The organism is Pseudoalteromonas sp. M8 (assembly GCF_018141365.1).
Classification (GTDB): domain Bacteria; phylum Pseudomonadota; class Gammaproteobacteria; order Enterobacterales; family Alteromonadaceae; genus Pseudoalteromonas.
In genome coordinates this window covers 947,034-974,002 of sequence record NZ_CP047240.1, presented here as the reverse complement: position 1 = coordinate 974,002, position 26,969 = coordinate 947,034, and the positions used below count along the sequence as shown (strand labels likewise).

Genomic DNA, 26,969 nt, shown 5'->3' with positions numbered 1-26,969 from the left:
TGCTACCAGTCGTCGGTTAGACGACTGGCGACTTCTCGGTGGCAGCCCCACGGAGCCGAAGGAGCACCAGCCCCAACGAAACCAGTACCGCCATCGCCGTGGCGTAACAGATCACGGGCCACGCTGTGTCACCGTTTAAAAGTGCCACCGCCAATGTCCCGACAATGCTGACTATCAGGCTTTGAACGCAGAAGTAGAACGCGACCGCTGATCCCGCGATGTCGTCGAACTCTGCCAAAGCGCCGTTCGCGGTAACGGACACCGTGAAGACAATACCGACCGCGACAACCCACATCGGTAGGATGAAGGTGAGGAATGACGGCGAGCCGTAAAGTTCGCCGATCCCCAACAGGACCGCTCCGCAAACAAGCAACGCCATCCCACGCGCCACGCATCCTGCGATGCCCCATCTGGCGACAAAGGACTTCGCGAAACGGGTTGTCACGATCATTACAAGCCCGACAGTGGCGAAGGCAAAGCTGAATCCGATCTCGGAATATTCCGCTTGGCCTATGAGCACACGGGGAGCCGTCGAGAAGAAGACGAAGAAGGTGCCCATACCGGCGCTAAAGCCGACAGTGTAAACCCAAAAAGCCGGACTCGCGAAGATCGGCAAGACAGATCGGCGCGTCTTGACTTGATCCAGAGGGCGGGTTTCGTGCCACCTGAAACCCGCATTTAGGAGTGCGAGCATCGCCAGTATAGCCAAAGTAATGAATATCGCCTGCCATCCCAAGAACTCGCCGATCAATGCTCCGGCGATAGGGCCGAGCGCAGGCACGAACGCCAGCATCGAACTGAAAAGGCCGTAGATGACGACACCCTCAGGACGGTTGGCATAAACGTCGCGAACCGTCGCGAACGTCGCCACCAGCATGGCCGACGCGCCCACTGCTTGAAGTAGACGGAAAGCGACAAAGGCCGGTGCAGTTGAAGACCAAGCTGCTCCCAGAGACGCAATGACGAAAGCCGTTGCGCCCGCAAGTAGAATTGGCCGTCGCCCGATTCTGTCTGAGAGCGGACCAAAAATCACCTGGCCCACGCCGAGCATCACCATATAGAGGCTCAACGTGAGTTGGATCATAGCGGGCGTCGTGTTCAGGATGCCGGGCATCGCTGGAACGACAGGGAGATAAATATCCATCGCCAGTGAAGCGAGGATGTCGAAGGGTGCCATAAGCAGCAAAGCTGCCGGCAGGGTGTAGGCCCACGCGGGGCGTGTGTTGGTCATGACGAATCAACCTCTCGAATAGAAAAATACCGGGCGGCGTCTGCTCGTCAGCAATCAGACTAGGGATTGGGTCTTACAGAGCGCCGCAACAACAATACTGGTTGTTGCGGCTTACTTGTCTGCTGACTTGGAATTTCCCATCTGATTACTCCACGCTTACGAATATGAATTGCTACATTTTATCCGATTATCTTTTGCTTCGCAATGCGGCATGGGCGCACTCAGCGTTCCAGCCCCCTCTGCCGCCCTAACTGCCACGACACCGACCCGCCCTGCACGATGCCCATAACCTCGCGGCCGAGTTGGCGGTCGATGATCGGCCGCCACGGGACAAGGGTGAACTCATGGGATTTCTCGACCACGGCGAACTTGCCGCTCGATAGATGCACGGTTCCGGTAAACTTGCCGCTGACGCTCTCGCCGTCCGTGGCGGCGCGGAACGGCAGGCCCTTACTCAAAGCCATATCCGATCCGACGCCGGCTACCTCGCGCTCCCGCAGGATGGCGAGAAGGTTGCGCCGGTAGAAGACGCGGCTGTCCCGGCTGCGGGTGGCGTCGCCCTGTTCGATATGGTGCTCGCGGCGCTGGTCCATGGCTTCGCGGACTTGTTGCCCGAAGCCGGTTGGCGCAAGGTCGGCCGTCTCGCCGTGGATCAGCCGCCGGTCCAGCCAGGTCGCGCCGTCCGATCCGATCTGTTTGTTCAGATCGACCGGGGAAAGGACGCGAACGCTGGCCTGACTGTCTCGGCCGGCGTCATGGGCGGCGGCACGGCTGACCAGATCATCGGGGATGCGCCATTGGTCGGCGTCGATCCGCTCGACGATACCGGCCCGGCGTAGCGCCTCCAGCCGGCGCACATGGGCATCGACATAGCCCTCATAGTCGCCGCCTGGAACGCGGCACGTATAGGAAGAATAAACGCCCTTTTCACCCAAGTCCAACAGCTTTGGACCGCAGTTGACTCTTTCGACACCCCTGCGATGCAACCCAATCCGGCTGACGGGGAGCCAGCAACGCTGAAAATTTACCCTCCTCTTTCCCACTAGCGGCTCCTTTTCCGACAACCAGCACGGCGGATCCCTGCCGCGGCGCTGTGAACGCAGCATTTTGATTGGTATCGTTGGCCTTCAGGCTCGTCAGTCAAACAGACCCAGGAGCAGCTCAGCCGGTGGCGCCCGGCTTTCGGGTAACGCCCTGGTCCCGCTGGTTTCGGCTTTGTGCTTCAGGTGATCAAGGATCTGCTTGATCACTATAGGGTCTTCAATGCAGGCGATGACTTTCATGGCGCCGCCGCAGCCGCTGCAGGTCTCGATGTCGATATTGAAAACACGCTTGAGCCGTTGCGCCCATGTCATCGACGCTCGCCGTTGTGCTGGTGTTGCCGGTTCATCAGCCACCCTGACCTTGTTGCCCCTGCCCCGTTTTGCCGGCGTGACCAACGCCCGGTGCCGACTGTTGGGTGCGAACACCCCGTGGAAGCGGGTTAGGTTGACTCTGGGCTTCGGTACCAGGGCGGCCAGCCTTGCAATGAAATCCAATGGTTCGAAAATGACGTGCGTGGTGCCGTCCCGGTACGGCGTCTTGAGCTGGTAGCGCACGTTGCCGCCTCGTGTTAACGACAGCCGCTTCTCGGATACCGCCGGGCGGCTGATGTACCGGCACAGCCGTTCGAGCTTCTTGCGTTCATCGGCCCTGGCCGCCACGCCGGCGTGCAGGCTGGACCCGGCTACCTTGCCAATCCCGTCACCGAACGGATCACCACTGGTCGGCAGAGTTTGCAAAGTGAACACCTTTCGCCCCGCCTGTGAACCGACAGCGATACGGTAAGTGATCGAGTGCCCCAGCAGGGGTGTCATCGGGTCGTCATCCACCGCATCCGAGGCCAGATAGCTGTTTTCGACATCCCGTTCCAGCAGGCCTTGCCGTTCCAGATAGCGACCCACCCGGTGGGCGATGGTGTGCGTCAGCTGGGTGAGCTCTGGGCTGGTCGGCGCCTTGACCCAGCGGAAACGCGCTGAGCCGTGGGATTGCTCGACATACACACCGTCGAGAAACAGCATGTGGAAGTGAACATTCAGATTGAGCGCCGATCCAAAACGCTGGATCAGGGTGACCGCGCCCGTCTTGGCCACTTGGTGGGTATGGCCCGCTTTCTTGACCAGGTGCCAATACCCATCTTTGTATCAACTCCCCTTCCTGCCCGGCATCCCCGCAATTGATGACTTCAGAACAAGATGCTACCAATTTTTCAATAACAGCAAATTGCCTTTTTACTCCATCGTTATCAATTAGTTTAATGCCAAATTTTTTAGGTACAATTGGCAGATCTTCCAATTTCCAGTATTTCCAATTTTCTTTGTAATCATGGGGTTCATTCAATGTACACAGATGGCCAAAAGTCCAGGTTACCCAATAGCCATTTCCTTCATAAAAGCCGTTGTTGCGTTGTTTTGCACCAATTACTTCGGCAATATCTTTTGCCACAGAAGGTTTTTCAGCTATACATAAAATCATAAGGAGGCAAAGTTAGTAAGGTCGTTGAAGTTTTGAAACCGTTACATACAAAACATTTCAACAAAAACAGTAAGTTTTAGAGTTATTTACGTGTATATTTTTTTATTTCAAAAGCAAAAGCGTGTTTTTCATCAATACCCTGTTTCAGTACAGTTTCACTATTCCACTCAGATTCAGAAAATTTAGGAAAAAAAGTATCTGCGTCAAACACTCCATCTACTTGTGTGATATACATTTCTTGAAGGATGTTTCGCTGCATAACTTCTGCATAAATTTGTCCCCCACCAATGATGAAAACAGTTCTTTCGGTTTCATTTTTATAGAACTCTAAACATTCAGTAAGTGAAAAAAAGACATGAGCTCCTGGTGCTTGATAGCCGATTTGGTGAGTTAAAACGGCATTTTCACGATTTGGCAAGGGTCTAAATTTCTCAGGAATAGATTCATAATTTTTACGTCCGGTTATTACTACATGACCTGTTGAAGTTTCTTTAAAGAATTTCATATCAGCCGGCAATTTCCATAACAAATCGTTGTCTTTACCAATGCCAAAATTTTTATCCATGGCAACAATTAATGATAGTTTCATAATGATCGGTATTGAATAATTAATTTTTTATTTGAGGCATTAAGCACATGCAATAATTTCTCAATTGGTTTTTTCACCTTTTCTTTCAAATGTAACTCATCTGCAGTTTGAATCATACGTATAGGAAGAATAAACGCCCTTTTCACCCAAGTCCAACAGCTTTGGACCGCAGTTGACTCTTTCGACACCCCTGCGATGCAACCCAATCCGGCTGACGGGGAGCCAGCAACGCTGAAAATTTACCCTCCTCTTTCCCACTAGCGGCTCCTTTTCCGACAACCAGCACGGCGGATCCCTGCCGCGGCGCTGTGAACGCAGCATTTTGATTGGTATCGTTGGCCTTCAGGCTCGTCAGTCAAACAGACCCAGGAGCAGCTCAGCCGGTGGCGCCCGGCTTTCGGGTAACGCCCTGGTCCCGCTGGTTTCGGCTTTGTGCTTCAGGTGATCAAGGATCTGCTTGATCACTATAGGGTCTTCAATGCAGGCGATGACTTTCATGGCGCCGCCGCAGCCGCTGCAGGTCTCGATGTCGATATTGAAAACACGCTTGAGCCGTTGCGCCCATGTCATCGACGCTCGCCGTTGTGCTGGTGTTGCCGGTTCATCAGCCACCCTGACCTTGTTGCCCCTGCCCCGTTTTGCCGGCGTGACCAACGCCCGGTGCCGACTGTTGGGTGCGAACACCCCGTGGAAGCGGGTTAGGTTGACTCTGGGCTTCGGTACCAGGGCGGCCAGCCTTGCAATGAAATCCAATGGTTCGAAAATGACGTGCGTGGTGCCGTCCCGGTACGGCGTCTTGAGCTGGTAGCGCACGTTGCCGCCTCGTGTTAACGACAGCCGCTTCTCGGATACCGCCGGGCGGCTGATGTACCGGCACAGCCGTTCGAGCTTCTTGCGTTCATCGGCCCTGGCCGCCACGCCGGCGTGCAGGCTGGACCCGGCTACCTTGCCAATCCCGTCACCGAACGGATCACCACTGGTCGGCAGAGTTTGCAAAGTGAACACCTTTCGCCCCGCCTGTGAACCGACAGCGATACGGTAAGTGATCGAGTGCCCCAGCAGGGGTGTCATCGGGTCGTCATCCACCGCATCCGAGGCCAGATAGCTGTTTTCGACATCCCGTTCCAGCAGGCCTTGCCGTTCCAGATAGCGACCCACCCGGTGGGCGATGGTGTGCGTCAGCTGGGTGAGCTCTGGGCTGGTCGGCGCCTTGACCCAGCGGAAACGCGCTGAGCCGTGGGATTGCTCGACATACACACCGTCGAGAAACAGCATGTGGAAGTGAACATTCAGATTGAGCGCCGATCCAAAACGCTGGATCAGGGTGACCGCGCCCGTCTTGGCCACTTGGTGGGTATGGCCCGCTTTCTTGACCAGGTGCGTGGCAATGACGCGGTAAACGATGCCCAGCACCCACCCCATGATCTCGGGCCGGCTGGCAAACAGGAAACGCAGCTGAAACGGGAAGCTCAACACCCACTGACGCATGGGTTGTTCAGGCAGTACTTCATCAACCAGCAAGGCGGCACTTTCGGCCATCCGCCGCGCCCCACAGCTCGGGCAGAAACCGCGACGCTTACAGCTGAAAGCGACCAGGTGCTCGGCGTGGCAAGACTCGCAGCGAACCCGTAGAAAGCCATGCTCCAGCCGCCCGCATTGGAGAAATTCTTCAAATTCCCGTTGCACATAGCCCGGCAATTCCTTTCCCTGCTCTGCCATAAGCGCAGCGAATGCCGGGTAATACTCGTCAACGATCTGATAGAGAAGGGTTTGCTCGGGTCGGTGGCTCTGGTAACGACCAGTATCCCGATCCCGGCTGGCCGTCCTGGCCGCCACATGAGGCATGTTCCGCGTCCTTGCAATACTGTGTTTAGCAAAAATGCAAGCCGATGAACAACTCGCGATGGCAACAGCTAAAAAATTGGTAGAACAAAAACGCCAAATTGAAAAACAATGTTCTAAATAAATCCACCACTCGCACAAATCCCCCTATTGTGCGAGCCTAAAAACACAGACACCTTATCACTGCTTTTCGAAACCATTAATCAATGCTTCTAAACCAAATAAAAAAGCCTCTGTGCCATCATCTTGATCCATAATTTGCAAAGCATCTTTTAATAGTCGAGGCATCGTATCATCTGCTATTTGTTGCCTATCATTAAGTGCTGCGATATGTTCTTGCTGCTCTAACACAGAACCTAACGTAAAATGACCAACCGCGCTTATTGCATATAACCCACATTTTAATGAAAAACCATTGTCCACCATAAACTGCAACTGCATTTCTACGGTGTCATATTGGTCTGAACTCGGGCGAGTCCCTAAATGCACTTTTGCGCCATCACGGTAACTTAATAATGCATCACGAAAGCTCAATGCATTATTACGTAAAAATTGTTGCCACGTTTCCCCAACTGCGGGTAATGAATGACGATGATTACGCTTTAGCATTTCAACAGATAATGCATCCAACAATGTGCGCTTGTTCTTCACATGCCAATATAGTGTAGGCTGCTCTACGCCCAGTTTTTGAGCTAGTTTTCGCGTTGTCAGCCCTTCCATTCCCACTTCATTTAGCAACTCTAATGCCACTGTGATGATGGTTTCTTTATCTAATCGCGCCATACTGCCCTCTCTTTTTTTCTATTGACACTCTATCACTGATAGGGATATATTCCAACTCTATCAATGATAGAGAAAAAACGATGAATAAATTTGCGATCACCGCTTTAACGATCACCGCCCTAGATGCTATGGGGATCGGCTTGATCATGCCTGTATTGCCTACATTGTTACGTGAATACGTGTCGGCTGAAAATTTAGCAAATCATTACGGTATCCTGCTGGCACTGTATGCCATCATGCAGTTTTTTTTTGCTCCTCTACTTGGCAAATGGTCTGATAAATTCGGGCGCCGACCAATATTACTACTATCTCTTGCAGGCGCTGCTGTGGATTACACTTTGCTTGCATTATCTAGCTCACTTTGGATGCTATACGTTGGGCGATTAATTTCTGGAGTTACTGGCGCAACAGGTGCGGTCGCCGCTTCTGTTATTGCTGACAATACTGCTTCACAAGAGCGTACTAAGTGGTTTGGACGCTTAGGGGCGGCTTTTGGTGTCGGGTTAATCTCTGGCCCTGCAATTGGCGGCTTTACAGGGCAATTCTCAGCTCATCTTCCTTTTATTATTGCTGCCATTTTAAATGCGCTCTCTTTTTTAGTTATTATGTTGATATTTAAAGATAATAAAATCAAAAATACTGAAAAAAACACCACAGAAACAGCAGAAAATTCGCGACCTTTCCTGCAAGTGATCAAGCCAGTCATACTATTGTTATTTATCTTTTTTATGACTCAAATGATAGGGCAAATTCCAGCAACGACATGGGTGTTATTTACGGAACATCGTTTTCAATGGGGCAGTATGGAGATCGGCCTATCTTTAGCGGGGTTAGGCATCATGCATGCCTTGTTCCAAGCATTTGTAGCGGGCGCAATCGCCAAGAAATTCAATGAAAAAGTGACGATTATTGTGGGCTTTGTTGTTGATGGAGCAGCATTCATTATTTTGTCATTATTGACAAAGGGTTGGATGATTTACCCTACATTAATCTTACTCGCCGGCGGCAGTATTGCGCTACCAGCCTTACAGGGGTTAATGTCAGCTCAAGTCAATCAAACTAACCAAGGTAAGCTACAAGGCGTTCTAGTCAGCTTAACCAATACGACGGGGGTGATCGGCCCATTATTATTTAGCTTTATTTTTGGTCAAACACTGGCAAGTTGGGATGGCTGGATATGGATGATTGGTGCGATAATGTATGTTTTATTGATTGTATTTATTTTATCTTTTTATAGAAGCACCAAAAAGATAGTTAAAATAGCGAAGCTACCAGCGAGCTAAGTTTTAGCATATCAATATTAAGTGCTATGATACCCCTATCAGATTTGCTTTTAGCACAAGATATTAAGAGACAAACCCTATGACATTACCCCCTAAAAAACCAAGAACAAAACCTGCGGAAGAAAGGCTAGATGACCTAATGAACGTATAGGAAGAATAAACGCCCTTTTCACCCAAGTCCAACAGCTTTGGACCGCAGTTGACTCTTTCGACACCCCTGCGATGCAACCCAATCCGGCTGACGGGGAGCCAGCAACGCTGAAAATTTACCCTCCTCTTTCCCACTAGCGGCTCCTTTTCCGACAACCAGCACGGCGGATCCCTGCCGCGGCGCTGTGAACGCAGCATTTTGATTGGTATCGTTGGCCTTCAGGCTCGTCAGTCAAACAGACCCAGGAGCAGCTCAGCCGGTGGCGCCCGGCTTTCGGGTAACGCCCTGGTCCCGCTGGTTTCGGCTTTGTGCTTCAGGTGATCAAGGATCTGCTTGATCACTATAGGGTCTTCAATGCAGGCGATGACTTTCATGGCGCCGCCGCAGCCGCTGCAGGTCTCGATGTCGATATTGAAAACACGCTTGAGCCGTTGCGCCCATGTCATCGACGCTCGCCGTTGTGCTGGTGTTGCCGGTTCATCAGCCACCCTGACCTTGTTGCCCCTGCCCCGTTTTGCCGGCGTGACCAACGCCCGGTGCCGACTGTTGGGTGCGAACACCCCGTGGAAGCGGGTTAGGTTGACTCTGGGCTTCGGTACCAGGGCGGCCAGCCTTGCAATGAAATCCAATGGTTCGAAAATGACGTGCGTGGTGCCGTCCCGGTACGGCGTCTTGAGCTGGTAGCGCACGTTGCCGCCTCGTGTTAACGACAGCCGCTTCTCGGATACCGCCGGGCGGCTGATGTACCGGCACAGCCGTTCGAGCTTCTTGCGTTCATCGGCCCTGGCCGCCACGCCGGCGTGCAGGCTGGACCCGGCTACCTTGCCAATCCCGTCACCGAACGGATCACCACTGGTCGGCAGAGTTTGCAAAGTGAACACCTTTCGCCCCGCCTGTGAACCGACAGCGATACGGTAAGTGATCGAGTGCCCCAGCAGGGGTGTCATCGGGTCGTCATCCACCGCATCCGAGGCCAGATAGCTGTTTTCGACATCCCGTTCCAGCAGGCCTTGCCGTTCCAGATAGCGACCCACCCGGTGGGCGATGGTGTGCGTCAGCTGGGTGAGCTCTGGGCTGGTCGGCGCCTTGACCCAGCGGAAACGCGCTGAGCCGTGGGATTGCTCGACATACACACCGTCGAGAAACAGCATGTGGAAGTGAACATTCAGATTGAGCGCCGATCCAAAACGCTGGATCAGGGTGACCGCGCCCGTCTTGGCCACTTGGTGGGTATGGCCCGCTTTCTTGACCAGGTGCGTGGCAATGACGCGGTAAACGATGCCCAGCACCCACCCCATGATCTCGGGCCGGCTGGCAAACAGGAAACGCAGCTGAAACGGGAAGCTCAACACCCACTGACGCATGGGTTGTTCAGGCAGTACTTCATCAACCAGCAAGGCGGCACTTTCGGCCATCCGCCGCGCCCCACAGCTCGGGCAGAAACCGCGACGCTTACAGCTGAAAGCGACCAGGTGCTCGGCGTGGCAAGACTCGCAGCGAACCCGTAGAAAGCCATGCTCCAGCCGCCCGCATTGGAGAAATTCTTCAAATTCCCGTTGCACATAGCCCGGCAATTCCTTTCCCTGCTCTGCCATAAGCGCAGCGAATGCCGGGTAATACTCGTCAACGATCTGATAGAGAAGGGTTTGCTCGGGTCGGTGGCTCTGGTAACGACCAGTATCCCGATCCCGGCTGGCCGTCCTGGCCGCCACATGAGGCATGTTCCGCGTCCTTGCAATACTGTGTTTAGCAAAAATGCAAGCCGATGAACAACTCGCGATGGCAACAGCTAAAAAATTGGTAGAACAAAAACGCCAAATTGAAAAACAATGTTCTAAATAAATCCACCACTCGCACAAATCCCCCCTATTGTGCGAGCCTAAAAACACAGACACCTTATCACTGCTTTTCGAAACCATTAATCAATGCTTCTAAACCAAATAAAAAAGCCTCTGTGCCATCATCTTGATCCATAATTTGCAAAGCATCTTTTAATAGTCGAGGCATCGTATCATCTGCTATTTGTTGCCTATCATTAAGTGCTGCGATATGTTCTTGCTGCTCTAACACAGAACCTAACGTAAAATGACCAACCGCGCTTATTGCATATAACCCACATTTTAATGAAAAACCATTGTCCACCATAAACTGCAACTGCATTTCTACGGTGTCATATTGGTCTGAACTCGGGCGAGTCCCTAAATGCACTTTTGCGCCATCACGGTAACTTAATAATGCATCACGAAAGCTCAATGCATTATTACGTAAAAATTGTTGCCACGTTTCCCCAACTGCGGGTAATGAATGACGATGATTACGCTTTAGCATTTCAACAGATAATGCATCCAACAATGTGCGCTTGTTCTTCACATGCCAATATAGTGTAGGCTGCTCTACGCCCAGTTTTTGAGCTAGTTTTCGCGTTGTCAGCCCTTCCATTCCCACTTCATTTAGCAACTCTAATGCCACTGTGATGATGGTTTCTTTATCTAATCGCGCCATACTGCCCTCTCTTTTTTTCTATTGACACTCTATCACTGATAGGGATATATTCCAACTCTATCAATGATAGAGAAAAAACGATGAATAAATTTGCGATCACCGCTTTAACGATCACCGCCCTAGATGCTATGGGGATCGGCTTGATCATGCCTGTATTGCCTACATTGTTACGTGAATACGTGTCGGCTGAAAATTTAGCAAATCATTACGGTATCCTGCTGGCACTGTATGCCATCATGCAGTTTTTTTTTGCTCCTCTACTTGGCAAATGGTCTGATAAATTCGGGCGCCGACCAATATTACTACTATCTCTTGCAGGCGCTGCTGTGGATTACACTTTGCTTGCATTATCTAGCTCACTTTGGATGCTATACGTTGGGCGATTAATTTCTGGAGTTACTGGCGCAACAGGTGCGGTCGCCGCTTCTGTTATTGCTGACAATACTGCTTCACAAGAGCGTACTAAGTGGTTTGGACGCTTAGGGGCGGCTTTTGGTGTCGGGTTAATCTCTGGCCCTGCAATTGGCGGCTTTACAGGGCAATTCTCAGCTCATCTTCCTTTTATTATTGCTGCCATTTTAAATGCGCTCTCTTTTTTAGTTATTATGTTGATATTTAAAGATAATAAAATCAAAAATACTGAAAAAAACACCACAGAAACAGCAGAAAATTCGCGACCTTTCCTGCAAGTGATCAAGCCAGTCATACTATTGTTATTTATCTTTTTTATGACTCAAATGATAGGGCAAATTCCAGCAACGACATGGGTGTTATTTACGGAACATCGTTTTCAATGGGGCAGTATGGAGATCGGCCTATCTTTAGCGGGGTTAGGCATCATGCATGCCTTGTTCCAAGCATTTGTAGCGGGCGCAATCGCCAAGAAATTCAATGAAAAAGTGACGATTATTGTGGGCTTTGTTGTTGATGGAGCAGCATTCATTATTTTGTCATTATTGACAAAGGGTTGGATGATTTACCCTACATTAATCTTACTCGCCGGCGGCAGTATTGCGCTACCAGCCTTACAGGGGTTAATGTCAGCTCAAGTCAATCAAACTAACCAAGGTAAGCTACAAGGCGTTCTAGTCAGCTTAACCAATACGACGGGGGTGATCGGCCCATTATTATTTAGCTTTATTTTTGGTCAAACACTGGCAAGTTGGGATGGCTGGATATGGATGATTGGTGCGATAATGTATGTTTTATTGATTGTATTTATTTTATCTTTTTATAGAAGCACCAAAAAGATAGTTAAAATAGCGAAGCTACCAGCGAGCTAAGTTTTAGCATATCAATATTAAGTGCTATGATACCCCTATCAGATTTGCTTTTAGCACAAGATATTAAGAGACAAACCCTATGACATTACCCCCTAAAAAACCAAGAACAAAACCTGCGGAAGAAAGGCTAGATGACCTAATGAACGTATAGGAAGAATAAACGCCCTTTTCACCCAAGTCCAACAGCTTTGGACCGCAGTTGACTCTTTCGACACCCCTGCGATGCAACCCAATCCGGCTGACGGGGAGCCAGCAACGCTGAAAATTTACCCTCCTCTTTCCCACTAGCGGCTCCTTTTCCGACAACCAGCACGGCGGATCCCTGCCGCGGCGCTGTGAACGCAGCATTTTGATTGGTATCGTTGGCCTTCAGGCTCGTCAGTCAAACAGACCCAGGAGCAGCTCAGCCGGTGGCGCCCGGCTTTCGGGTAACGCCCTGGTCCCGCTGGTTTCGGCTTTGTGCTTCAGGTGATCAAGGATCTGCTTGATCACTATAGGGTCTTCAATGCAGGCGATGACTTTCATGGCGCCGCCGCAGCCGCTGCAGGTCTCGATGTCGATATTGAAAACACGCTTGAGCCGTTGCGCCCATGTCATCGACGCTCGCCGTTGTGCTGGTGTTGCCGGTTCATCAGCCACCCTGACCTTGTTGCCCCTGCCCCGTTTTGCCGGCGTGACCAACGCCCGGTGCCGACTGTTGGGTGCGAACACCCCGTGGAAGCGGGTTAGGTTGACTCTGGGCTTCGGTACCAGGGCGGCCAGCCTTGCAATGAAATCCAATGGTTCGAAAATGACGTGCGTGGTGCCGTCCCGGTACGGCGTCTTGAGCTGGTAGCGCACGTTGCCGCCTCGTGTTAACGACAGCCGCTTCTCGGATACCGCCGGGCGGCTGATGTACCGGCACAGCCGTTCGAGCTTCTTGCGTTCATCGGCCCTGGCCGCCACGCCGGCGTGCAGGCTGGACCCGGCTACCTTGCCAATCCCGTCACCGAACGGATCACCACTGGTCGGCAGAGTTTGCAAAGTGAACACCTTTCGCCCCGCCTGTGAACCGACAGCGATACGGTAAGTGATCGAGTGCCCCAGCAGGGGTGTCATCGGGTCGTCATCCACCGCATCCGAGGCCAGATAGCTGTTTTCGACATCCCGTTCCAGCAGGCCTTGCCGTTCCAGATAGCGACCCACCCGGTGGGCGATGGTGTGCGTCAGCTGGGTGAGCTCTGGGCTGGTCGGCGCCTTGACCCAGCGGAAACGCGCTGAGCCGTGGGATTGCTCGACATACACACCGTCGAGAAACAGCATGTGGAAGTGAACATTCAGATTGAGCGCCGATCCAAAACGCTGGATCAGGGTGACCGCGCCCGTCTTGGCCACTTGGTGGGTATGGCCCGCTTTCTTGACCAGGTGCGTGGCAATGACGCGGTAAACGATGCCCAGCACCCACCCCATGATCTCGGGCCGGCTGGCAAACAGGAAACGCAGCTGAAACGGGAAGCTCAACACCCACTGACGCATGGGTTGTTCAGGCAGTACTTCATCAACCAGCAAGGCGGCACTTTCGGCCATCCGCCGCGCCCCACAGCTCGGGCAGAAACCGCGACGCTTACAGCTGAAAGCGACCAGGTGCTCGGCGTGGCAAGACTCGCAGCGAACCCGTAGAAAGCCATGCTCCAGCCGCCCGCATTGGAGAAATTCTTCAAATTCCCGTTGCACATAGCCCGGCAATTCCTTTCCCTGCTCTGCCATAAGCGCAGCGAATGCCGGGTAATACTCGTCAACGATCTGATAGAGAAGGGTTTGCTCGGGTCGGTGGCTCTGGTAACGACCAGTATCCCGATCCCGGCTGGCCGTCCTGGCCGCCACATGAGGCATGTTCCGCGTCCTTGCAATACTGTGTTTACATACAGTCTATCGCTTAGCGGAAAGTTCTTTTACCCTCAGCCGAAATGCCTGCCGTTGCTAGACATTGCCAGCCAGTGCCCGTCACTCCCTGTCGTCTGGGCGTTCCTCTGGGCTAAACATCGACATGATCCGGCGCTTAATATCGCCGTCCTTGTTGACCAGCGTCTTGGTCACGAAGGCCGCGTATTCTTTGGCGTTGTCGTACCCTTTCCAGACCTCGTGGGGGTCAAGAGCGTAGGCGCAAACCCGCCCAGCGACTGGGATTCTGACCAAGGCGCGTTCTGTCTCAAGGTGGGGTTCTAGGGATTTTCCCCTCTAAAAAGACATAATCCTCTGTAGACCACACCAATAAATGGCTGCGGAGGTGGTTTACTTTCAGCTTGGAGCCTAATCATCCACTATCGGCCTTGTTATTTCGCCAATATTGGGCAATTTCCCAGTATTAGTGAAGTTATACGTTCCGCTTAAGTTGATATTTTGCCACGCAACGGGCGAAACAGCACGAGTGATACCCGCTTTCTCTTCATCTCCTCTCGCTTCAAAGTGTCCCAGAAGATGACTCAGTATCGCGGAGTTGAAGTAGATGATCGCGTTGGCAAGCAATCTTGCGCATTCATTCCAGATAGCGATTTCAGACTCGTTTTTGCCACGGAACTGATCACCATTCACCGACGCAATGGCTCGTCTAAGGAAGTGCCATGCTTCTCCCCGGTTCAGGGCACGTTGCACATACTGCCGCAAACTGGCATCGTCGATGTAGTCAAGTAAATATTGCGCTTTAACCAGTCGATTATACTCCGTCAGAGCCTGTAATATTGGGTGTCCAGAAGGGTAACCAGACAACTTTCTTACCAGCATTGCTTGTGTCGTCCGCTTTGTCTGAAGTGACAGAACAATACGCCTGATATCTTGCCATCCCGTTGTAATAACATTCGTTCTGATAGGCTTCTTTAGCGCCAGTATGGTGCTGCCTTGTTCACTTTCAGTCACATCAAACAGATCATTGATGACACTACTGAACTGCGCGTATCGCGGTGCAAAACTGTAACCGCATAGATCCAGTAAGGCGAAGTTAACATGATTGACACCGTGTGTATCTGTCGAGAGTACGTCAGGTTTGATTTCACTGCTGTTGGATTGTAACAGGTCATAAATATAGTGTGATTCGTGCTCGTTGGAACCGATGATCCGAGCATTGAGGGCGCTGTGGTTGGCCACCAGTGTCATGGCCGTGATCCCTTTGTTGGTGCCGAAATACTTAGAGGAGTACCGGGTTTTAAAGGTTTCCAGATGGGTTTCGAATTTCTGACCATCCGCACTGGCATGCAGCTGGTCCTCCTGAATATGGTAGTGGCGGAAGATGGGTAGCGCTGCAACCGCATTATTGATCACGTCGCTGGCGTCATGCAGCGTTTCAGGCCGGATATAGTTGGCCTGCACCGTACTCAGGTGTTCATAGCTTCGATCGGAGATCTGCGCCATGCCATACACACCACGGTGAGTGGCGTTGGCAATCAGAATGGCCAGTAAATCATCCTGATGAGTGAACCCTTGTTTTTGTATCGGAAGTACATGAGTCAGACATTTCATGAACCCGGTTTCGCGCTCTACATACCGCAGTACATCCGCGATACCGACCGGTTGCATTCGCTTAAAAAAGGGATTGTTGACCAGAGATGTAGCGCTTTTGGTCGGCAGACGCCAGCGGGTACCGGTACGATTTTTCATGATCACATTTCGATTGTCTCCCTCATCAATATGGAGAGCAACGTCTTTGAGTGCACTTTCCAGCCGGTGTTGTTTCTCCTGTAACAATAACTCTGCGGGCTGTTTTAGTCTGTCCAGTGTTGATGAGGCCAGCAAGGTATCCTGCGATGTCTGGGGGATCAGGTCGTCTTCCAGTGCGCGGTATTTGGTAACATTTGGCAAATAAATGCGTCCATTCAGTCGTGAGGTTAACTGCCGGTAGAGCAGCCATTCGTAACGTTGCGGGTTAACGTTATCCTGTTTAACCAACCATGGGAGGTGCTTTTTCGGGATGAGCGACGTATCCATCGTCTTCAGTGGTCCACCGAATGCGATTTCCGTCTGCATCTGTTGAAGTTGGGCGACGACGGCTTCTGAGCCTTTACCGGCCTCACATTCAAGGCACAAGAACACCTGCCTTAACAGTTGCTCCAGGAGATTGCATTGTTCATCGTAATGTTGCCACTGGTACTCTTCCACGGTCCGTTTCTGTTTTTTCAGGTAAAGGCAGAGGGTCTGGATATCCCTGTCATTCATGACCTTCAATGCCTGTTGTCTGACTACTGAGAAGGGTTGATTATCATCAATGTTCTCATCCACAAACAGATGCAGTAACTCTGCCGCTTTCGTGACATTGTCCGCGGCTGACTGCCAGGACAGGAACACTGCTTGTTGTGCAAAGGTGTTGGCAGCTTCTTGTTGCTTGCGGATATGGTAAATGAACCCATCAGTTAACCGTTCCAGTGCCAGTTGTATCCGCTCTGTCAGGTGACATAGCAACCATAGATGCTGCTGTGCGCGTTTGAATCGTTTGAGTTTACTACCGTAATAGTTGATGAGCTCACCGAAGTGTTGTCGATTTTTAAGAGACAGATTAAGCCCATCGATAACGCCATTGATTTGCGTGCGCCATGGCGCTAACTGATGATAAAGGGCAAGCTCTTTTTTAAGTTCAGGTACGGTCAGACTTTTTGCACCGCCTCTGAGCTGGTTCAGGCTTAGTCCGTCATCAATGGCTGTTATGCTGTCCAGAAAGACGTGAAGTTCAGGACTGGTGAGTTGATTAAGTTGGTGCGCCAGGTCTTTTCTGACCTGCTGCATCGCTCTGCTTATCAGTCTCTGGAGTACGGTGTACCTAGGGATAGCAATGCTGTGACTGGTTAGGAATTCAATAGCAGTATCAAAGAGGTAACGCGGCTCCAGCCAGGCATTGCCCACCTGAACAAGGTGGTCGAAAAGAGAATTGAAGTGCTGACTTTCGTCCCATTTGTGATAACCAGCAAGGTCTAATACTTTTGCGTAGAGTCGATCTTTTTGTTTTTGTGAGGGAGTGAATGGTCTGAGCCCCTTGCCGCCAAGCAGCTCTTTACTGATGAACATTAAATCCTTAGAAACCTGCGAGTAAGCGATATCTAGGATGACGGGCTTTGATTTGAAGTATCCCAAAATCGCGACAAAGTAACATCTATGAGCTCTGAGACGAATTGACCGAAAAACTGCCAATTCCGCATCGTTCAGAGAAAAGTACAGACGTTGTTCTTCGATTGAAAAAATGGGTGGGGAATAAAGATCTGCCTGTTCTGCTCTCGTGAGAATAGTAATTTCGTTTTTGATGGCCATATCAGGGCTGTTCCGTATTAAATGTACGATATTTACCTAATTTGCCACACTTATAAGTAGTAACCCACCTCCGCAGCCATTTATTGGTGTGGTCTACAGAGGATTAAGTCTTTTTAGAGGGGAAAATCCCTAGAACCCCATTGTGATACTTGGTAATCATTCCCCCCACGAAATTTATTGCCATTAACTGAAGTAATAGCACGTTTTAACTGATGGTATGCTTCACCTCTGTTCAAGGCTTGCTGGACGTAATGACGCAACGTTGAATTATCAACATACTCCAAAACATAAATAGATTTAATTAAACGGTCGTACTCATGCAATGCTGACAATCTTCGGCTCTTGCCGTTACTCAACTTTCTAATGATTGTGCTTTGAGTGGTGGTTTTACGACTCAATGAACAAACAATATGCTGAATATTGTCCCATTCTTCAGCAATTAGCTTATGATTAATATCTTTCTTTAATTGAATACGGCCTCCGTTCTCTTCAGTCACTTCAAATAGCTCAAAAAACACCTTTTTCATTTTCGCGTATCGAGGGGCGAATGTGTAACCAAAGAAATCTAATATAGCGAAGTTAACATTATTGGTACCATGCGTATCGGTCGATAAGGTATTAGGCTGTATATCTGAAGAGTTGTTATAGAGTAAGTCAAAAGCAAAGTGACCTTCATATTCGTTAGCGCCAATGACTTGCGTACTCACCGGAACATGACGTGGTCAACCAAAATTGACCAACCCAGTTAAGCTACTTTTTTCAATTTCTTCATGTCCGCCTCATATTGATTTGAAATTTCCATACTTTATCTAATTCATGTTTTTCTAAATTAGCTAAAATGCAACTCAGAAATGTCCAGAAGTGAGTTGTGTGGTGTCGAGTGGAGATTGTACGATTAAGCCCCTAAGTAATTAGTCCGTCAGTCTCCCTCGGTAATCAAATTAGTACATCTTAGCGATCAAATTGGTAAAAAATTAGACATGTAGATGAATGCCCACCTTAAAAAATAGACAGCGGGTTGGGCTGGGTGATTTTTCTGGTGTTAGACGCCAGCAACCCATGCGGCAGAATGGTTGCTCACTTACTCGTCTATTTTTAGCGGGAATTCTTAGCCAACTGTACGCGCTGTATGCAGATTTAAGCAGTCGAGTGATGCGCACTTTGGAGGAGATGGCACCACGAGTAGAGGTTTACTCTATTGACGAAGCGTTTTTGGACTTAACCGGTATTGAGTCTGCCCTATCCCTTGTCGAGTTCGGACAACAAGTGCGAGAGCGCATAGGCCACTGGATTGGGATCACCGTCTGTGTAGGCATTGCACCGACTAAAACACTCGCCAAGCTGGCTAACCATGCCGCCAAGAAATATCCTGCCACTCAGGGGGTTGTAGACCTGACCAATCTAGATCGGCAACGTCGATTGCTCGCATTAGTTCCGGTTGATGATGTTTGGGGCGTTGGTAGACGACTTTCTAAGCGTTTAAATGCGTTAGGTATCACCACAGCCTTAGATCTAGCCAATGCCTCTCCTAGAGCCATCAGAGACCAGTTTTCAGAGGTTTTAGAAAGAACCGTCAGAGAGCTCAATGGTGAGTCGTGCATTGAACTTGAAGAGATCCCGCCAACTAAGAAGCAAATCGTCTGTAGCCGTTCATTTGGCGTAAAAGTGACGCACTTTGAATTTTTAAGTGAAGCCGTATGCGAATACGCAACCCGCGCCACTGAGAAACTTCGCAAAGAACAGCAGCAAGCCAAAGTGCTGACCGTGTTCATACGTACCAGCCCCTTTAAGGACAACGAGCCGCAGTACAGCAACTCTGCATCGGGTGAATTGCTAATCCCCAGTTGCGACACGCGGGATTTTATCGAGCTGGCCAATCACTTACTCAAGCGGATATGGAAGGATGGTTTTCGTTATGCCAAAGCGGGCGTCATGCTGTCTGACTTTTACGATCCTGGCATGTTTCAACCAGGACTATTCGATGACGTATCGACCCGCTCTAATAGCCAGCAGCTAATGTCTGTATTGGACACCATTAACCAAAGCGGTGCCGGAAAGGTTTTCTTTGCTGGACAAGGACTCAAGAAAGATTGGTCGATGAAGCGAGAGCATTTGTCTCCCGCTTATACAACACGCTGGGACCAGTTACCGCGAGTGAAGTAGCGCAGTTGACTCAATACGCATTCACTCTGCGACGCAGCATGTTGAGCTTATCAACCTGGCGTCGAATATCACTGAAGAATTCCTCTTTCTCCATGGCCAGCGCTAGCTCCCATTCTTTGGCCAAACCTTGGCAGTCTAAAAATGCGTATCTCAGCTTCGTCTTTGAGATACGCAGCCCCTTGCTAAAGACCACGCGTTTGCCTCGTTGACCGTGAAAACTGTTGATATACCACTCTATGCCAAAGCCATACTTAAAGTCTCTGATACGGACACCAAGCAGACCCCAGTCTTTAAAGGGCTCATTCTCTCGAACCTTGTAATGGGTAACCCAAAAGTCATCAACTTCAGCTCGTGCCAGCGCTTTTAGCCTGTCCGTTTCTTGCTGAAGTAAATCTGATACATCTGCTTTCCATTGTTCATTGACGATTTCTACCAAACCAATTTCCCCATCCAATTAACCCCTAAAGCCAAAACCACTATCCGTTTGGCTTTTGGATCGAAACGCCAAACGTAAAACTGCCGTCACAATCACTGTTTGGCGTCTCGATATAAATCGACTCGCTCAATCCCATACCCGACAAGGGATACAGGCTGATTTCACTTAAAAACACCTAAAAAGACGTATCGCCATGAAGATACAAACCGTTTGGCAAGTTCAGGCCAGAATGCAAACGACGTTTGGCGTCTCAATTTTTTTGGCTAGGTCACCAGCCGCCAAACAGAGCCTATTCTCATACTTTTGCAAAAATGCAATAGGCAGATAGATGAAAGGATTTGTCACCTTTCTGCCCACCGCCAGTGCACCGAATCCTGATAATGACATTTGAGTAAACCGCCAGAGCACTTGGAAATGCCCAAGCGTGAACAGCGCGGTTGATTGAAAACCGTTAGAGCACTTTGAGTGCACAGGAGATAAGTATGTTTGTACTAGGCGTAGATATCGGTTACTCAAACCTGAAGCTGGCAATTGGCCAATCAGGTAGTGAACCGAAAACCATTATTCTACCTGCGGGTGCCGGTCCAGCGGATCGTATGCCGGAGCGTATCGGTGGAGGCGATGATGAAACTTGTTTGTATGTCTCTGTCGATAATGAGCGCTGGGCCGCTGGTGTTCCTGCTGGACGCCTTCAAGGCTGGGAACGAGAGCTTCACCCGGAATATCCCACCACAAAAACCTATAAGGCACTTTTTCATGCCGCCTTGTTAATGGCTGAAACAGAATCCATCGATTTGGTTGTCACTGGATTACCGGTTTCCCAGTTTCATGAACCACAACGTAAGTCTGACCTTGTGCAGCGTTTAAAAGGTGTCCATCAAGTGACGCCTAAGCGCAGCATCACCGTTCATGACGTCAAAGTACTACCACAGCCTGCCGGTGCCTATATGGATCTGGTTCAAACGGGTGGTGATCTGGGCTTGATTGAAGAAGGTCGTGTCGTCGTCATTGATCCCGGCTTCTTTTCTGTTGATTGGGTTGCCCTTGAGGCCGGAGAAATTCGCTACAGCTCATCAGGAACCAGTCTTCAGGCAATGTCCGTGCTACTGGAAACCATCGATAAGCTGATTTCGGAAGATCATGGTGCCAAAGTCGGAATGGATCGACTTGAAAAAGCCATGAGAACCGGCGACTTACAGGTCCTGCTATTTGGAGAAAAAGTCGATATTTCACCTTATCTGAATGCTGCCATGAAAAAGGTAGCGCCTGTTGCTCTTACAGCCATGCGTCAATCCATGCGTGACGAAAGCATTAATGCGGACTTGGTATTGATCGCCGGAGGTGGAGCCTTGGCTTATAAGGAAGCGGCCAAGGAGATTTTTTCACGAAGCAAGATCATCGTGCCTGAGCAGTCTGTTTTGGCGAACGTCCGAGGCTTCTGGTTTTATGGGGCATGATCATGAGAGTTGTCGTCAACATTCCCCCAGGGAGCCACCCAGAACTACTCAAAGAATTGGAAAAGACGCCACCACGGGAACGCGCTGAGCGTCTGCGGATGCTGGCAACCTTTGGGTTAATTCAAATGAGCCAACCCAATCTATCCACGACATCTGTACCGGTGGATGGCCTTGCACCAGATGGTGAAGTTACTTCTATGAGTACAGCGCCAGAACCCAAAGCAGAAACACGTAAACAATCATTAAAATCAAAACTAGGGCTGGGCTTATAACATGGCGTTATCAGTTAGCTGGCTCGATGCCAGGTTAAATAAAGAAGCAAAAGAAACCGTAGTAAAAGCCGACCGAGATGGGCTAAGTGCTCGGGTATCGCCCAAGGGCAAAATTGTTTTTCAGTTTCGTTATCGGTTCGATGGCAAGCAACAGCGGGTAGACATAGGTACTTACCCCCTTATGAAGCTGGCTGAAGCCAGGAATGAGCTGGATAGGTTAAGGGCAGTACTTGATCAAGGCCGAAACCCCAAGCTTTACCTACAGCAGGAACGGGCTAAGTATTCTGCTAATCAAAGCTTCGAATCGATTTTTCGAGACTGGATAGACTCTGCCGGTAAGCAAGGGCTAAAGGAGAAAACGTGGCACTACCAAAAACGCAGCAGTGAAATATATTTGCTGCCCCGACTTGGCAAGTATCCATTAACTGACATCACTGAATTGTCCTTGCGAAACTGTCTTCGTGAGGTTTCGGAATCGTCTCCGTCAAACACAGAGCGCCTAGTGTCTGTACTGCATAAGTTCTATGACTGGCTGATTGATGAACAAATTTTGGAAATTAACGCTGCCGCTGGGATCACAGCAAAAAAGGTTGGCGGTAAAAAAGGAAAACGAACTCGGGTGCTAAATGACAACGAGATCAGGATACTTTGGCGCTATTTGCATGAGTCAAAAATCACTGAGAAGAATCGCATCTACATAAAACTGCTTCTCTTATTGGGAGGGCGCAAGGGCGAACTCATTCAAGCTGAAAAGCATCACTTTGACTTGCAATCTGCAATGTGGACAGTGCCCATAGAGATCCGCAAACAAGGTGAGAAAATTGGAGCGCCGATCATGCGGCCATTGATTAAGCCAGCTATTGAGCTGATTGAACTGGCGATGCAGATGAGCAAATCAACCTACTTGTTTCCCGCGAACGGACAAGAAGAGCTTGCCACAAATGGCTTTGATACCACTATTCCTAACAATGTGAAAATTTGGGCTCGCAGGTCGCTTAGTGTCGAGATGGAACATTGGTCTATGCATGATCTTCGCAGAACTATGCGAACGCGAATGTCGGCCATCACGACGCAAGAAGTTGCCGAGTTGATGATTGGCCACAGCAAAAAAGGGTTGGATGCTATCTACAACCAATATCAGTACCTGGATGAAATGCGTCATGCTTACGACGTTTGGTATCAACAGCTAGAGACCATCATCGAGCCGACAGGCTTTCCGTTCAACTGGCGTTTCGGACAATAAAATAAAAGAAAGAGGCTCAGTCCTCTTTCTTCTCATACTCCTCCAAATCTTCAATGTGCCACAGCTTGTTTCGTGTATTTCGGTTGATACGAGGTTGCGGCAAGCTGCCATCTTTTATTCTTCGCCAGAGCGTCGTATAGCTAATGTGGTAACGAGCCATCACTTCGTAAGATGTTAGAAAAGGGGTTACCTGGTGCGCTACTGCTGTCATCTGCATTCTCCTGAAAATCAATGTAAAGCTATCATCGCCTGATTCATCACTTGTTGATGGTCAGAAAGATGCATGATTTGTTCAGAAGATCAGCCTTATCGAAACACGAATGTTGCTATTAGGTACTTTTCAGCTCAAACCTATGAATAACAAGGGCTACAAGGCGGTTTGTGTCATGAATAGCAATCAACACGCCTAACGAGAAAAATTTGTACACACTGTTTGTACACTCGCAACAATGACACATCAAAAACCACAATGACGAACCCTTTAAATTCATAAACTTATAAACAAAAAACTAGAGATGATCGCATTTATTCCGCTTTTGTAATGTCGAGACCAAAGTACCAAAAGCAGGAAGTACTTTCTTCATCAAACCCAGTAAACACAAGGCCTACAGCCAGATTTGTGTCATGGAATTTTCACCAAAGGCCTCTAAAACGGAATTTGTACTCAAGTTTGTACACATTTTCCGAGGTTACGCTTGAACATCATTGAAAAGCAAAGAAACGAGAAAAAGACAAAAAGCCTTTAAATTCAGTACGTAGAGATGTGATTGTGGTGTGCAATGAAAGGTGGTTTTAAGCGTTGAAAGGCTGGGCGGCATCAGGGTGCGAGATAATTGCAAAGGTCCTTCGCTTATTGATTTCATTAAGAAAATCTTGGGTAGCCATGTATAAATTCTTTTAGTTTGTACACGGATTTGTACATATTTTCGGAAGCACGCTCTTTCTTGCCCTTCGCTTGTCAAATCCGTCATGTTAATCGTAGTTGGCCGCTATTTTCGCTGATCTTGACTTTATAAACAATCAATGTTTGCTGAATCGCGTACTATTTAACCTGAACTTCGGATAATTAATGCCTTTCTAGCAGAAAGGCTATTTACGCTTATTGTACACCAACCTTGCTATTGAAACCGTCACTTACCTTTTTTGGTTAAACAACATAGCGAAATATTTGTGTAAAGTTAGGAGCTCAACTCCCGTTCCTTACTAGCGACAAGCTACCTATGCCCATATGAGTAAGGCAATAACCTTGCCCTTTAGTAGTTCCAAATAAATGAGAAATATTTAACGCAGTTAGCATCAGATTTGATTCTTCAAATTGAGCAAATAGTAAGACAAATTGGTATTAAACAGCACAGCTCAACTGGCGCTCGTACCAACATTTTAATCGACACCTTAAAAGGTGATGGAATACAACGCATGGGGAAAATTTGTTTTGCAGGACTCAAAAAGAAAGCAGCCCCGAAACACTTGCTTTGGGGCTGTTTCATAGGGGATTAGGCCAACTCTTCAGTTTTTTGTACTAAACGAATTGCTTCATTGATAAAAGATTGTAGTGGGTGTAAGTGAATATCTTCTTTCCAAATAGCCAATAGATCCTCAATAACGTGGTGTTCAGAAACTAGCTCCGTCCCTTGATACTCTCTAATTATTGGATGAAGAAATTGGCTGTGATCTGAAGCCGCGACATTTTCTCTATGGATCCGGTTGGCAGTAAACGGGTCAAAGTCCGCATCTATACCATATTCTAGTGTTACGGTGAAAAACTGTCTTTTCTCTTTTGCTAAAGATTCAAGCACATGATTTATGGGTAAAGAAAAACCATAATGTACTTTGTCACCATCTGGGTAAAAATAATCACCTATAAATCCAGGCTGCTGCCACATAGCACCGGACTCATTAACCTGATCAAGCACGAGTTGAGCAACATCTTCGTTGTTACAGGTAACTTCAGGGTAATGCTCGCCCTGCTTTTTGTTTAATATCGTATTCAATGCTCGACTATTATATCTAAACCCGTGAATAAATCCTGATGTCGCCATTTTATAATCTAACGAATGGGTCAAAGTACCCGCAAAATACATATTTTTTTGATTAACCGATTCAAAATCGTTATTTAATTTTGGATACTTATCTTTGATTGTGAGCTCTGGCTTCGTCTCTTCACTAAACAAACTAGTATCAATAGCAAACCCAGTACAACAAAGTACTTTGTCATACCATAGTTCTTCTAGCTCCCCTTCAGCATGCTTGTATTTAAATAATACTTTAAAGCGTTGATTTACGCATTCAATCGACATAATCTCTGCGTCCAAGACTGCATTTTGCGATTTGAGTTGATAGGTATCAAGCACGTTGTTATTCACCGCTCTCAAATGACCCACGTAGTGTGTTTTCCATGCAAAATTTACAGAATTAGGACTACAAAGGTGGATGATGGCTGCAGAGGAAACTAAGTGATCGGCAGTTTCAAAGGCTGAGTTACCTTTACCAATCACTAGTACTGTTTGGTTTTCATAATCCTTTGTGTCAATTGACATCTCAGTATAGTTTTCAGCTAACTCAATTCCTTTAATCTGTGGGATATGTGGTTTCAAAAAGCCACTTGCAACGATTAACTTCTTAGCAAGAAAAACGTTCCCATTTTGATCTGTTAGCCTATATAGTGCATCCTCCTTATCTATATTAACAACTCGAGTGTTACATCTCACTTTAATGTCAAAGTGATTTACATAATCTTGCATATACGTAACTAAGCTGTCTGCCTGAGGAAAAAACTCCTTATCATAATCTTTAAATAACAAAGAATAATCATCGGACAACAATGAATTCCAGTCATGCCTCATATTGAATTCAGGATTGTCGCTCCCAGTGAATCGCTTATTTATTGAAATTAATTTACGATGCCTCGGAAACTTTTTATAAAAATTCCCCGGTTGCTCACCGGCTTCCAAGATGAGGTAGTCTTTTTGGTCACGCTCAAAGTAATATCCTAATTGTACCCCTGCAGGTCCGGCCCCAATGATAATATGGTCGATATGTTGCGTGTTATGTTCAGTACTATTCACGGTTAAACTCCAAATTTTTGATGACGGTTGAGTCCAAGCAGTGATGCTTAAAAATCTCTACGAGTGAGCAGACTTAATGCATTGGTACGCATTATTTTTTGCAGTTGCACTTCACTCAATCCAGAGTGTAAATAGCGCTCAACTAATGCCTCATAATTGCCACATACAGGCCAGTCTGAGCCAAATAAAACTTTGTCTACTACTTTGGGGTTACTACGAACCAACTCAGTCACCACATCGATTGGTACTAACGCAGTATCAATAAATGCATTTGGGTACTTAGTAATTACTTCAACAGATTCTTTGTACCAGTGCGGCTTACCTGCATGGCACAATACGACTGCCAACTCAGGACATGCCTCAAAAATAGGAATAAAGTCCGCGGGGTTACAGTACATTTGTTCTGTATCTTTTTGAGCCGTAAACCCGGTATGAAACATGATCACCACTCCATGCTGTTCACAGAGTTTATAAATTTCCATCATGTCACTACTTAATGCATCAAAACCATGATCAGCAGGATAGAATTTAAACCCTCTGACTCCAGCCTCTATACTTTTATGAAATTCAGCTATCGGATCCTTGTGATAATTAGGATTAACACTACCAAAAGGCACTAAACTATTGTTATCTTTACAACGGTTAGCGATCATTTCACTGGTAATAGAATAGTTTGTACCCGGCCCACATTCAGCCAGAATAATCCCTGTGCTTACACCCGCGTTTTGAAGGTAGGCAGACATTGCCTCACCATTTGAAAATAGCTTCTTAACATCAGCCCCATCTTCTAACGGAATTTTTTGTATTAAATCTTGGATGTCTTCACGCAGTTGCGGGAAATCACCCGCATGGATATGAAAGTCGATAATATTATTCATGGTATTTCC

General features: G+C 48.5%; 20 protein-coding genes and 1 pseudogene. 6 read left to right on the top strand and 15 right to left on the bottom strand.

Going from position 1 to position 26,969, the window contains the following annotated elements:
• Window positions 1–16: 16 nt before the first annotated feature.
• The 6 genes and pseudogenes from floR to tetR (GSF13_RS09075) all read right to left on the bottom strand — a co-directional run bounded on the left by floR (window position 17) and on the right by tetR (GSF13_RS09075) (window position 6,959).
• A complete protein-coding gene (floR, locus tag GSF13_RS09100; protein WP_211867981.1) occupies window positions 17–1,231 on the bottom strand; it encodes a chloramphenicol/florfenicol efflux MFS transporter FloR in 1,215 nt (404 codons plus the stop codon).
• A gap of 221 nt (window positions 1,232–1,452) precedes the next feature.
• Window positions 1,453–2,337 carry a DUF3363 domain-containing protein gene (locus tag GSF13_RS24685; protein ID WP_001447541.1) on the bottom strand — a complete coding sequence of 295 codons (885 nt, stop codon included), beginning with the start codon at window positions 2,335–2,337 and terminating at the stop codon, window positions 1,453–1,455.
• A 30-nt stretch (window positions 2,338–2,367) separates the two neighbouring features.
• Window positions 2,368–3,396, bottom strand: a pseudogene (locus GSF13_RS09090) (IS91-like element ISVsa3 family transposase); the annotation flags it as partial.
• Between the two features lie 431 nt (window positions 3,397–3,827).
• Window positions 3,828–4,340: a dihydrofolate reductase gene (locus GSF13_RS09085; protein WP_086371372.1), complete on the bottom strand. Its 513-nt coding sequence runs from the start codon at window positions 4,338–4,340 to the stop codon at window positions 3,828–3,830.
• 345 nt (window positions 4,341–4,685) lie between these two features.
• Window positions 4,686–6,179, bottom strand: coding sequence for an IS91-like element ISVsa3 family transposase (locus GSF13_RS09080; RefSeq protein ID WP_001120888.1), 1,494 nt, complete (start codon window positions 6,177–6,179; stop codon window positions 4,686–4,688).
• A 177-nt stretch (window positions 6,180–6,356) separates the two neighbouring features.
• Window positions 6,357–6,959, bottom strand: a complete 603-nt coding sequence (gene tetR / locus GSF13_RS09075) for a tetracycline resistance transcriptional repressor TetR (RefSeq protein ID WP_000113092.1) — start codon at window positions 6,957–6,959, stop codon at window positions 6,357–6,359.
• 80 nt (window positions 6,960–7,039) lie between these two features.
• Here tetR (GSF13_RS09075) and tet(59) (GSF13_RS09070) point away from each other — a divergent pair, with 80 nt between their 5' ends.
• Complete coding sequence (gene tet(59), locus GSF13_RS09070; RefSeq protein WP_010604481.1) at window positions 7,040–8,242, top strand: tetracycline efflux MFS transporter Tet(59); 1,203 nt, start codon at window positions 7,040–7,042, stop codon at window positions 8,240–8,242.
• Between the two features lie 378 nt (window positions 8,243–8,620).
• Here the strand turns inward: tet(59) (GSF13_RS09070) and GSF13_RS09065 are convergent, their stop codons facing one another.
• Both GSF13_RS09065 and tetR (GSF13_RS09060) read right to left on the bottom strand, forming a co-directional pair.
• Window positions 8,621–10,114, bottom strand: coding sequence for an IS91-like element ISVsa3 family transposase (locus GSF13_RS09065; protein WP_001120888.1), 1,494 nt, complete (start codon window positions 10,112–10,114; stop codon window positions 8,621–8,623).
• 178 nt (window positions 10,115–10,292) lie between these two features.
• Entirely contained in the window at window positions 10,293–10,895 is a 603-nt protein-coding gene (gene tetR / locus GSF13_RS09060) for a tetracycline resistance transcriptional repressor TetR (RefSeq protein WP_000113092.1), read from the bottom strand.
• An 80-nt stretch (window positions 10,896–10,975) separates the two neighbouring features.
• Between tetR (GSF13_RS09060) and tet(59) (GSF13_RS09055) the strand changes: the two genes are divergently transcribed.
• Entirely contained in the window at window positions 10,976–12,178 is a 1,203-nt protein-coding gene (gene tet(59), locus GSF13_RS09055; protein WP_010604481.1) for a tetracycline efflux MFS transporter Tet(59), read from the top strand.
• Window positions 12,179–12,556: 378 nt separating this feature from the next.
• Here the strand turns inward: tet(59) (GSF13_RS09055) and GSF13_RS09050 are convergent, their stop codons facing one another.
• The 3 genes from GSF13_RS09050 to GSF13_RS09035 form a co-directional block, all read right to left on the bottom strand.
• The gene (locus GSF13_RS09050; RefSeq protein WP_001120888.1) at window positions 12,557–14,050 is read right to left on the bottom strand and encodes an IS91-like element ISVsa3 family transposase; all 1,494 of its coding nucleotides are present in this window, start codon (window positions 14,048–14,050) and stop codon (window positions 12,557–12,559) included.
• 417 nt (window positions 14,051–14,467) lie between these two features.
• Window positions 14,468–17,446, bottom strand: coding sequence for a Tn3 family transposase (locus GSF13_RS09040; protein WP_000985631.1), 2,979 nt, complete (start codon window positions 17,444–17,446; stop codon window positions 14,468–14,470).
• A 113-nt stretch (window positions 17,447–17,559) separates the two neighbouring features.
• Window positions 17,560–18,153 (bottom strand): Tn3 family transposase, encoded by a 594-nt coding sequence (locus GSF13_RS09035; protein WP_000107352.1) that lies wholly within the window; start codon window positions 18,151–18,153, stop codon window positions 17,560–17,562.
• Between the two features lie 283 nt (window positions 18,154–18,436).
• Here GSF13_RS09035 and umuC point away from each other — a divergent pair, with 283 nt between their 5' ends.
• Window positions 18,437–19,609 carry a translesion error-prone DNA polymerase V subunit UmuC gene (umuC, locus tag GSF13_RS09030; RefSeq protein ID WP_065274791.1) on the top strand — a complete coding sequence of 391 codons (1,173 nt, stop codon included), beginning with the start codon at window positions 18,437–18,439 and terminating at the stop codon, window positions 19,607–19,609.
• A 10-nt stretch (window positions 19,610–19,619) separates the two neighbouring features.
• Here umuC and mobI read toward each other — a convergent pair whose 3' ends face one another.
• Window positions 19,620–20,063, bottom strand: a complete 444-nt coding sequence (gene mobI / locus GSF13_RS09025) for a conjugative transfer protein MobI(A/C) (protein ID WP_000348524.1) — start codon at window positions 20,061–20,063, stop codon at window positions 19,620–19,622.
• A gap of 464 nt (window positions 20,064–20,527) precedes the next feature.
• Here mobI and GSF13_RS09020 point away from each other — a divergent pair, with 464 nt between their 5' ends.
• The 3 genes from GSF13_RS09020 to GSF13_RS09010 are packed head-to-tail and all read left to right on the top strand — an operon-like array spanning window position 20,528 to window position 23,017.
• Window positions 20,528–21,502, top strand: a complete 975-nt coding sequence (locus tag GSF13_RS09020; RefSeq protein ID WP_000497807.1) for a ParM/StbA family protein — start codon at window positions 20,528–20,530, stop codon at window positions 21,500–21,502.
• Window positions 21,503–21,504: 2 nt separating this feature from the next.
• Window positions 21,505–21,774 (top strand): hypothetical protein, encoded by a 270-nt coding sequence (locus GSF13_RS09015; protein ID WP_001995600.1) that lies wholly within the window; start codon window positions 21,505–21,507, stop codon window positions 21,772–21,774.
• Window position 21,775: 1 nt separating this feature from the next.
• The gene (locus GSF13_RS09010; RefSeq protein WP_065274792.1) at window positions 21,776–23,017 is read left to right on the top strand and encodes an integrase family protein; all 1,242 of its coding nucleotides are present in this window, start codon (window positions 21,776–21,778) and stop codon (window positions 23,015–23,017) included.
• A 16-nt stretch (window positions 23,018–23,033) separates the two neighbouring features.
• Here GSF13_RS09010 and GSF13_RS09005 read toward each other — a convergent pair whose 3' ends face one another.
• From GSF13_RS09005 to GSF13_RS08995, 3 genes are all read right to left on the bottom strand, one after another.
• Entirely contained in the window at window positions 23,034–23,228 is a 195-nt protein-coding gene (locus GSF13_RS09005; protein ID WP_000127614.1) for a DNA-binding protein, read from the bottom strand.
• A gap of 1,282 nt (window positions 23,229–24,510) precedes the next feature.
• Entirely contained in the window at window positions 24,511–26,082 is a 1,572-nt protein-coding gene (locus GSF13_RS09000) for an NAD(P)-binding domain-containing protein (RefSeq protein WP_010604445.1), read from the bottom strand.
• Window positions 26,083–26,129: 47 nt separating this feature from the next.
• Window positions 26,130–26,960: an amidohydrolase family protein gene (locus GSF13_RS08995; RefSeq protein ID WP_174171068.1), complete on the bottom strand. Its 831-nt coding sequence runs from the start codon at window positions 26,958–26,960 to the stop codon at window positions 26,130–26,132.
• Window positions 26,961–26,969 lie beyond the last annotated feature (9 nt).